General features: G+C 69.0%; 9 protein-coding genes. All 9 read left to right on the top strand.

Features of this window, described 5'->3' with window-relative positions:
• Positions 1–203 precede the first annotated feature (203 nt).
• The 9 genes from E6U81_RS32835 to E6U81_RS32795 all read left to right on the top strand — a co-directional run bounded on the left by E6U81_RS32835 (position 204) and on the right by E6U81_RS32795 (position 8766).
• Complete coding sequence (locus E6U81_RS32835) at positions 204–794, top strand: CDP-alcohol phosphatidyltransferase family protein (RefSeq protein WP_168714795.1); 591 nt, start codon at positions 204–206, stop codon at positions 792–794.
• A 100-nt stretch (positions 795–894) separates the two neighbouring features.
• Complete coding sequence (locus E6U81_RS32830) at positions 895–3390, top strand: mannose-1-phosphate guanyltransferase (protein ID WP_136233661.1); 2496 nt, start codon at positions 895–897, stop codon at positions 3388–3390.
• Between the two features lie 125 nt (positions 3391–3515).
• Positions 3516–4424 (top strand): DUF881 domain-containing protein, encoded by a 909-nt coding sequence (locus E6U81_RS32825; RefSeq protein WP_136233668.1) that lies wholly within the window; start codon positions 3516–3518, stop codon positions 4422–4424.
• On the top strand, positions 4421–4753 hold the full coding sequence (locus E6U81_RS32820) for a small basic family protein (protein ID WP_007262894.1): 333 nt from the start codon (positions 4421–4423) through the stop codon (positions 4751–4753). Before E6U81_RS32825 ends, E6U81_RS32820 begins: the two co-directional genes overlap by 4 nt.
• A gap of 5 nt (positions 4754–4758) precedes the next feature.
• Complete coding sequence (locus E6U81_RS32815; protein WP_136233660.1) at positions 4759–5568, top strand: DUF881 domain-containing protein; 810 nt, start codon at positions 4759–4761, stop codon at positions 5566–5568.
• Between the two features lie 88 nt (positions 5569–5656).
• Positions 5657–6595 (top strand): FHA domain-containing protein, encoded by a 939-nt coding sequence (locus E6U81_RS32810; protein WP_206310078.1) that lies wholly within the window; start codon positions 5657–5659, stop codon positions 6593–6595.
• Positions 6596–6638: 43 nt separating this feature from the next.
• The gene (locus E6U81_RS32805) at positions 6639–7409 is read left to right on the top strand and encodes a MerR family transcriptional regulator (RefSeq protein WP_136233659.1); all 771 of its coding nucleotides are present in this window, start codon (positions 6639–6641) and stop codon (positions 7407–7409) included.
• A 63-nt stretch (positions 7410–7472) separates the two neighbouring features.
• Positions 7473–7946 carry a bifunctional nuclease family protein gene (locus tag E6U81_RS32800; RefSeq protein ID WP_007262890.1) on the top strand — a complete coding sequence of 158 codons (474 nt, stop codon included), beginning with the start codon at positions 7473–7475 and terminating at the stop codon, positions 7944–7946.
• 181 nt (positions 7947–8127) lie between these two features.
• Positions 8128–8766 carry a MerR family transcriptional regulator gene (locus tag E6U81_RS32795; protein WP_136233658.1) on the top strand — a complete coding sequence of 213 codons (639 nt, stop codon included), beginning with the start codon at positions 8128–8130 and terminating at the stop codon, positions 8764–8766.
• Positions 8767–8776: the final 10 nt, after the last annotated feature.

Genomic DNA, 8776 nt, shown 5'->3' with positions numbered 1-8776 from the left:
CTAAGCCTTTCAGCGCCGATGGTACTGCAGGGGGGACCCTGTGGGAGAGTAGGACGCCGCCGAACAATCATTGTGGGAAAGCCCCGCACCAACCCTTCACGGGTTCGGTGCGGGGCTTTTCTGCGTTCCGGACACCTGCAGGGTCTCCTGTAGGGTCAGGGGGCATCGAACGACCATTTCTACCGTCACGTGGAGGCCCCCGGGTGGAGGTCCAGGAGACTCGGGTTCAGACTGACCGAATTTTCACCATTCCCAACGTCCTGAGCATGGCTCGCCTGGCCGGCGTGCCCCTGTTCCTGTGGCTGATCCTCGCGGAGTACGACGGGTGGGCCCTTGCCGTCCTCATGCTCAGCGGGGTCAGCGACTACCTCGACGGGAAGCTCGCCCGGCGCTGGAATCAGATCAGCAAGCTCGGCCGGCTGCTGGATCCCGCCGCGGACCGCCTCTACATCCTGTCGACGCTGTTCGGTCTGACCTATCGCGAGATCCTGCCGCTGTGGCTCACCGGAGCCCTCCTCGCGCGTGAGCTGATGTTGCTGGTCATGGTGTGGATCCTGCGCCGCCACGGATATCCGCCGCCGCAGGTCAACTTCCTCGGCAAGGCCGCGACCTTCAACCTGATGTACGCGTTCCCGTTGCTCCTGCTCAGTGACGGAAGCGGCTGGTTGGCCTGGTTGGCCTCAGTTTTCGGATGGGCGTTCGCGGGATGGGGTACAACCCTCTATTGGTGGGCAGGAATCCTTTACGTGGTTCAAGTCCGCCGCCTGGTGAAGGCTGACGCCACGGCCGATTGAGCCCGCCCGACGCCGGATGACGCGGAGGAGTCGCGAAGTCACCGAACGAGGCGGGTGAGAGTCGGCACGACTGTCATCTCTCAAGGAGGACTCTTCCGACATGAAGGCCGTCGTGATGGCCGGTGGCGAGGGCACACGCCTTCGCCCCATGACCTCGAGCATGCCCAAGCCGCTCCTGCCGGTGGCGAACCGCCCGATCATGGAGCACGTACTCAGGCTGCTCAAGCGGCACGGGCTCAGCGAGACCGTGGTTACCGTGCAGTTCCTGGCGTCGCTCGTCAAGAACTACTTCGGGGACGGCGAAGAGCTCGGGATGGAGCTCACCTATGCCAACGAGGAAAAGCCACTCGGGACCGCCGGCAGCGTGAAGAATGCCGAGGAGGCCTTGAAGGATGATGCCTTCGTCGTCATTTCCGGCGATGCGCTGACCGACTTCGACCTCACCGACCTGATCCGCTTCCACAAGGAGAAGGGCGCACTCGTCACGGTGTGCCTGACCCGGGTCCCGAACCCGCTGGAATTCGGCATCACGATCGTGGACGAGGAAGGCAAGGTCGAACGCTTCCTGGAGAAGCCGACCTGGGGCCAGGTGTTCTCGGACACCGTGAACACCGGCATCTACGTCATGGAGCCCGAGGTCTTCGACTACGTCGATGCCGATGTCTCGGTCGACTGGTCCAGCGACGTCTTCCCGCAGCTGATGAAGGAAGGTCGGCCGATCTACGGCTACGTGGCCGAGGGCTACTGGGAGGACGTGGGCACCCACGAGAGCTACGTCAAGGCGCAGGCCGACGTGCTCGAGGGCAAGGTCGAGGTCGAGATGGACGGCTTCGAGATCTCGCCGGGCGTGTGGGTCGCCGAAGGAGCCGAGGTCAGCCCGGACGCCGTACTGCGCGGACCGCTCTACATCGGGGACTACGCCAAGATCGAAGCCGGCGTGGAGATCCGCGAGCACACGGTCATCGGGTCGAACGTCGTCGTCAAGAGCGGCGCCTTCCTGCACCGGGCCGTCGTCCACGACAACGTGTACATCGGCCCCCACAGCAACCTCCGCGGCTGCGTCATCGGCAAGAACACCGACATCATGCGCGCAGCCCGGATCGAGGACGGAGCCGTCATCGGCGACGAGTGCCTCGTCGGTGAGGAATCGATCGTTCAGGGGAACGTCCGCGTCTACCCCTTCAAGACGATCGAGGCGGGTGCCTTCGTCAACACCTCGGTCATCTGGGAGTCCCGCGGACAGGCCCACCTCTTCGGCGCGCGCGGGGTCTCCGGGATCCTCAACGTCGAGATCACCCCCGAGCTCGTGGTCCGGCTCGCCGGCGCCTACGCCACCACCCTGAAGAAGGGTGCGATCGTCACCACGGCCCGCGACCACTCCCGCGGCGCCCGCGCGCTCAAACGGGCCGTGATCTCGGCGCTCCAGGCCAGCGCGATCAACGTACGCGACCTGGAGAACGTACCGCTGCCCGTGGCGCGGCAGCAGACCGCGAGAGGCAGCGCCGGCGGAATCGTCCTGCGGACCTCGCCCGGAGTGCCGGACTCCGTCGACATCATGTTCCTCGACGAACGCGGAGCGGACCTCTCGCTCCAGCAGCAGCGCAAGCTGGACCGCGTGTACGCACGTCAGGAGTACCGGCGCGCCTTCCCCGGCGAGATCGGCGACCTGCAGTTCCCGGGCAGCGTCTTCGACGCGTACACCGGCTCGCTGCTGCGGCGGGTGGACACCACGGGCATCGGCGACGCGGGGCTCAAGGTGGTCGTCGACGCCACCAACGGCAGCGCCGGGCTCGTCATGCCGAGCCTCCTTGGCCGGCTCGGGGTGGACGCCCTGACGATCAACCCCGGGCTCGACGAGTCCAGGCCGACGGAGACCGCCGAGTCCCGGCGGGCCGGCCTGGTGCGGCTGGGCGAGATCGTCGCCTCGGCCCGTGCTGCCTTCGGCGTGCGGTTCGACCCGGTCGGCGAGCGCATCTCCCTGGTCGACGAGCGCGGGCGGATCATCGAGGACGACCGGGCTCTGCTCGTCATGCTCGACCTGGTGGCCGCCGAGAAGCGCAGCGGCAAGGTCGCGCTGCCGGTGACCACGACGCGCGTCGCCGAGCAGGTGGCGGCGTACCACGGCACACAGGTGGAATGGACGACCACCTCGCCCGACGACCTGACCCGGGTGGGGCGGGCCGAGAACACGATCTTCGGTGGAGACGGCCGGGGCGGGTTCATCGTTCCGGAGTTCAGCAGCGTCTTCGACGGCTCGGCGGCATTCGTGCAGCTGCTCGGCCTGGTGGCGCGCACCCAGCTCACGCTGAGCCAGATCGACGCCCGGATCCCGCGGGCGCACGTCCTCAAGCGCGACGTGCCGACACCCTGGGCGGTCAAGGGGCTGGTCATGCGGCGGGTCGTGGAAGCGGCCGGAGACCGGCAGGTGGACACCACCGACGGTGTGCGGGTGGTCGAGGCCGACGGACGGTGGGCGCTGGTCCTGCCGGACCCGGCGGAGGCCGTCACCCACCTGTGGGCCGAGGGCCCCGACGACGCCTCCGCGCAGGCGCTGCTCGAGGAATGGGCCGGCGTGGTGGACGGCGCCGGGCACTGAGGGCCGGGCGTCCATGACATAGGGCGGAAGTGACATAGGGCGGAAGTCCGGTGGGCCGGGGCGGGGTGCGCGGCCCCGGCCCACCGGATGGACGCATTGGGTGTGTGCGGCGCCGACATGCGACGATGTGCGGCATGTCGCAGCCGCCCCACAACCGGACTCCGGCGTCTTCTGTGCCACCCCGGCCGGACGCCTCCATGTCGCTGCTGACGCACGTGATGGACCACAGCCTCGACGAGGGCTACGCGGAGGCGACGGCCCGGCGCCGGGCGGACGGCACGGCCGGCCTGCCCCGCACACTCAAGGCCAAGCTGGGTCTCGCCGCCGGACTCGTGATCGCCGCGGGAGTCGTCACGCTCGGCGCGGCCGAGGCCCGCGTGGACGCGCCGGTGCTCGCCAAGGAGCGCCAGGAGCTGATCGACCGCGTGCAGCGGGCCGACGAGCGCGCGGACGCCCTGGAGCAGAGCATCGACCGGCTGAGGACCGATGTCGCCGCACGTCAGCGGGCGGCCCTCAAGCAGCCCGGCGGGAGCCAGGGCGAGCTCGTCTCCCAGCTGGCCGGCGCCACCGAGGTGCGCGGGCCGGGGATCAAGCTGGTGGTGGACGACGCGAAGGGCTCCTCCACGGGCGACGGCGCAGGACCGCGCGAGAGCAGCGGCTTCTCGGACACCGGCCGGCTCCGCGACCGTGACATGCAGAAGATCGTCAACGGACTGTGGCAGTCCGGTGCGGAGGCGATCTCCATCAACGGGCAGCGGCTGACGGAGCTGTCGGCGATCAGGGCCGCGGGCGACGCGATACTGGTCGACAACCGGCCGCTGGTGCCGCCGTACGAAGTGCTGGCGGTGGGGGACAAGAAGAAGCTCGGCCCGGCCTTCCAGGACTCGGCGGACGGCCAGTACCTGCACGTCCTGCAGGAGAGCTACGGGATCCGCTACACCCTGTCCGCGGCCGACGAGCTGCGGCTTCCGGCCGCCTCGAGCCTGATCGTTCGTACAGCCACAGCAGCAGAGCAGCAGAAGGGTGCATCGTGATCGCGGTACTGGGCCTCTTGGCCGGAGTGGTGGTCGGACTTCTGGTCCGGCCCGAGGTACCGGCCGTGGTGGAGCCTTATCTGCCCATCGCCGTGGTGGCGGCGCTGGACGCGGTGTTCGGCGGTCTGCGCGCCATGCTGGACGGCATCTTCGTCGACAAGGTCTTCGTGGTGTCGTTCCTTTCGAATGTCGTCGTGGCCGCGCTGATCGTCTTCCTCGGCGACAAGCTGGGCGTCGGCTCGCAGCTGTCCACCGGCGTGGTCGTCGTCCTCGGCATCCGCATCTTCTCCAACGCCGCGGCCATCCGCCGGCACGTGTTCCGGGCGTGATGGCGATGAGCGCGAACGACACCCCGCCCGAGGAACCGAACGTCCCGGAACAGCCTCTTGAAAAGGGAAAGACACAGGCCGAGCCGGTTGCCGAGGAGACCGGACGGCAGCGGCTGGCGGCGGGACTGTGGCCGCCGAGGGCCAGCCGGGCCCAACTGATCGTCGCCCTGCTGCTGTTCGTCCTGGGCCTGGGCCTGGCCATCCAGGTCCGCTCGAACAGCGACTCCAGTGCGCTGCGCGGGGCGCGTCAGGAGGACCTCGTACGGATCCTCGACGAGCTCGACGGGCGGACCAAGCGGTTGGAGGACGAGAAGCAGCGGTTGGAGGACCAGCGCCGGGAGCTGGAGAGCAGCTCCAACCAGGCCGAGGAGGCCCGCAAGCAGACCGTGGAGAAGGAGCGTCAACTCGGCATCCTGGCCGGTACGGTGGCAGCACAGGGACCGGGCATCACGCTCAAGATCACTGATCCCACCGGGCAGGTGCAGTCCGACCAGTTGCTGGACACGCTCCAGGAGCTGCGGGCCGCGGGGGCCGAGGCGATCCAGATCAACGGGGTGCGCATCGTGGCAGGCTCGTACTTCTCGGACGAGAACGGTGGGGTCGGGATCGACGGCAAGAAGATCACACAACCCTATGAGTTCAAGGTGATCGGCAAGCCCCAGGATCTGGAGCCCGCGCTGAACATCCCCGGTGGTGTCGTCCAGACGCTGGAGAAGGAGCAGGCCACGGTCGCCGTCACACGGTCGGCGAAGATCGTTGTGGATGCCTTGCGGGCTGCGAAGCAGCCTGACTACGCTCGGTCGTCATCGGGGTGAAGATGAAGCGGAGTGGAGGGTGGAGCGGCTCACGCGGGCTGATGCCTGCGGGGGGTCGCCGCACCGAAGTTGCGGTGCGTGGTGGAAACTGTCTGGTGGTTACGGACGTTGTGAGAATGTCCGGGTCGGCAGGTGTCTGCATTCGGAGTTCGTCCTGCCCCACGGGCGGGTCTGTTTCAGTCAAGGGGAATCGCCCGTGAAGTTGTTTGAGAAGTTGTTCGGCAAGAAGAACCGCGAGGAGAGCGGCGCGGCGAGGCACCGCGCCGGGGGTGCGGAAGGGCAGGGTGACCGGCCGCTGTTCCGCGACGAGGTCGCCGGCGCGGGCGAGGTTCCGGGTTCCCCCGGCGCGTCGTCTGTTGACCCTGGTGGTACCGGCCGCATAGGTTTCGGTGAACCGTCAACCTCAAGTGCGGGTGGAGGCTTTGCCCCCGACCCGTATGCCACCAATGCCTCCGCGGGGCAGCCGCGGCGCGAGGAGCCGTCCATGTCGGCCGAGCAGGTTTGCAGCAGGTGCGGACACCGTAGCGATGCGGCCAGCCGGTTCTGCTCCAACTGCGGAGCGCCGCTGCGGGCGGGTCTGACGCCGGAGCGTGCCTCGGAGACCACGTCCACCATCTCGATCTCGGGCCTCGAGGCCTACGAGGCCGAGGTGACGGGACAGACGCACGTGTCGTCCTCGCTGTCCCCCGAGGCCCAGGCCGCGGTGGAGGCACTGCCGCCCGGTTCCGCCCTGCTCATCGTGCGGCGCGGACCCAACTCCGGCAGCCGCTTCCTGCTGGACGGCGAACTGACCACGGCCGGCCGGCACCCGCAGAGCGACATCTTCCTGGACGACGTCACCGTCTCCCGGCGCCATGTCGAATTCCGCAGGAGCCAGGACGGCGGCTTCACCGTGGCCGATGTAGGCAGTCTCAACGGCACGTACGTCAACCGGGAACCGATCGACTCCGTCGCCCTCCACAACGGCGACGAGGTGCAGATCGGCAAGTACCGGTTGGTCTTCTACGCGAGCCTGCGGGGCGTCTGACCCTCCCCCGGACCCGGTCCGGGGGCACCCGAGGGAAGGTCCCATGCTGCGCAATCCGACAGGCGGCGCCGGAAGCGGCACCGCCGGCTCGGCCGGGCGGCTGGTGAGCATCGGCACGGTGCTCACCACGCTGCGTGACGAGTTCCCCGAAGTCACGATCTCGAAGATCCGTTTTCTGGAGGCGGAGGGGCTGGTCGAGCCCCGGCGCACACCTTCCGGGTACCGCAAGTTCAGCACGGAGGACGTGGAGCGACTCGCCCGCATCCTGCGCCTGCAGCGTGACCACTACCTGCCGCTGAAGGTCATCCGCGACCAGCTCGACGCGCTCGCACGCGGGGAGCAGATCCGCATCCCGGCGCCCACGGCGCACGGCGAATCCGCCGATCCGTCCGACCCGGCCCTCTCCGCGGCCGTCTACGGCGAGGTGGGGCAGGAGCGGCCCCCGGCGGCCCGTGTGGGGCGGCCGGAGCTCCTGGAGGCCGTCGGCGTGGACGAGGACCAGCTCGTCGAGTGGGAGTCGTACGGGCTGCTCGCCGAAGGGCCGGGCGGCGGGTTCGACGCCGATGCGGTCACGGTGGCCCGGCTCGTGGCGGACCTGGGGCGTTTCGGCCTGGAGCCGCGGCACCTGCGCGCCATGAAGGCGGCCGCCGACCGGGAGGCGGGTCTGGTGGAACAGGTCGTGGCACCCCTGCGCCGGCACCGCAACCCGCAGACCAGGGCCCATGCGGAGGCCACGATGAAGGAGCTCGCAGGGCTCTCCGTGCGGCTGCACGAGGCCTTGGTGCAGACCGCTCTCGGCGTCCGGTTGCGCTGACCTCGTCGGTCGAGGTGGAGCCCCGACTACCCAAACCTGCCGAGCAGGTCCTAGGGTTGCTGTGTGAACGAGCTCGACGTTGTGGGTGTCCGGGTGGAAATGCCCTCCAACCAACCGATCGTGCTCCTGCGTGAAGTGGGAGGCGATCGGTACCTCCCCATCTGGATCGGTCCGGGGGAGGCGACGGCCATTGCCTTCGCCCAGCAGGGGATGGCGCCTGCCCGGCCGCTGACGCACGACCTCTTCAAGGACGTGCTGGAGGCGGTCGGTGAGGAACTCACCGAGGTCCGGATCACGGATCTACGGGAGGGCGTCTTCTACGCGGAGCTCGTCTTCGCCAGCGGGGTCGAGGTGAGCGCGCGGCCATCCGACGCCATAGCGCTCGCCCTGCGGACGGGGACGCCGATCTACGGCAGTGACGGCGTCCTGGACGATGCCGGAATCGCCATCCCGGACGAGCAGGAGGACGAGGTGGAGAAGTTCCGCGAGTTCCTCGACCAGATCTCACCCGAGGACTTCGGTACCGGCCCGCAGTGAGGCGCCTGCCGCGTCGTCCACGGTGTGGTTCCAGCCCATTCGAGTAGCCTTTCCCCGCAAACGGATACGGGAAACCACTCTCAGGGTGATTATCACTCGGCGTGCCGAGTGTGGCGATCGTTGACGCACCCCTGGTGACTGCCTACCTTCGAGGTGGGCAGGTCAAGGACGGAGGGTCGGCGTGAGGATCACGGGCGACGGTACGACCGGGGGCACCCCCGTACGCAGTGGCACTGGGCCGTACCCGCTGCACGGTGGTGCGGTCGGATCCGCGCACCGTCAGCCGGAGTCGACGCCGGTCGGGCCGGTGGACGGCGAGCCGGCGCCCCAGCAGGTCGGCTACCGCGGGCCGACGGCGTGCGCCGCGGCCGGCATCACCTACCGGCAACTGGACTACTGGGCACGCACCGGGCTGGTGGAGCCCAGCGTGCGGCCCGCGTACGGCTCCGGGACACAGCGCCTCTACAGCTTCCGCGACGTGGTCGTCCTCAAGATCGTCAAGCGCTTCCTGGACACCGGTGTGGCGCTGCAGAACATCCGCACCGCCGTGCAGCACCTGCACGACCGCGACCTCGCGGACCTCGAGCGGATGACGTTGATGAGCGACGGCGCCACCGTGTACGAGTGCACCTCGCCGGACCAGGTCGTCAGCCTCCTCCAGGGCGGCCAGGGCGTCTTCGGCATCGCCGTGGGCGTGGTGTGGCGCGACGTGCAGAGCGCGCTGTCGCAGCTGCACGGGGAGCGCGTGGACACCGGCGAGACCCTGGTCGGGCACAACCCGACGGACGAGCTGGCGGCCCGCCGCAACCGTGCCGTCTGAGCGGGTCGGC

It is taken from the genome of Streptomyces sp. A0592 (assembly GCF_004795115.1).
GTDB lineage: Bacteria > Actinomycetota > Actinomycetes > Streptomycetales > Streptomycetaceae > Streptomyces > Streptomyces erythrochromogenes.
This window is presented reverse-complemented; position numbering and strand designations above follow the sequence as displayed.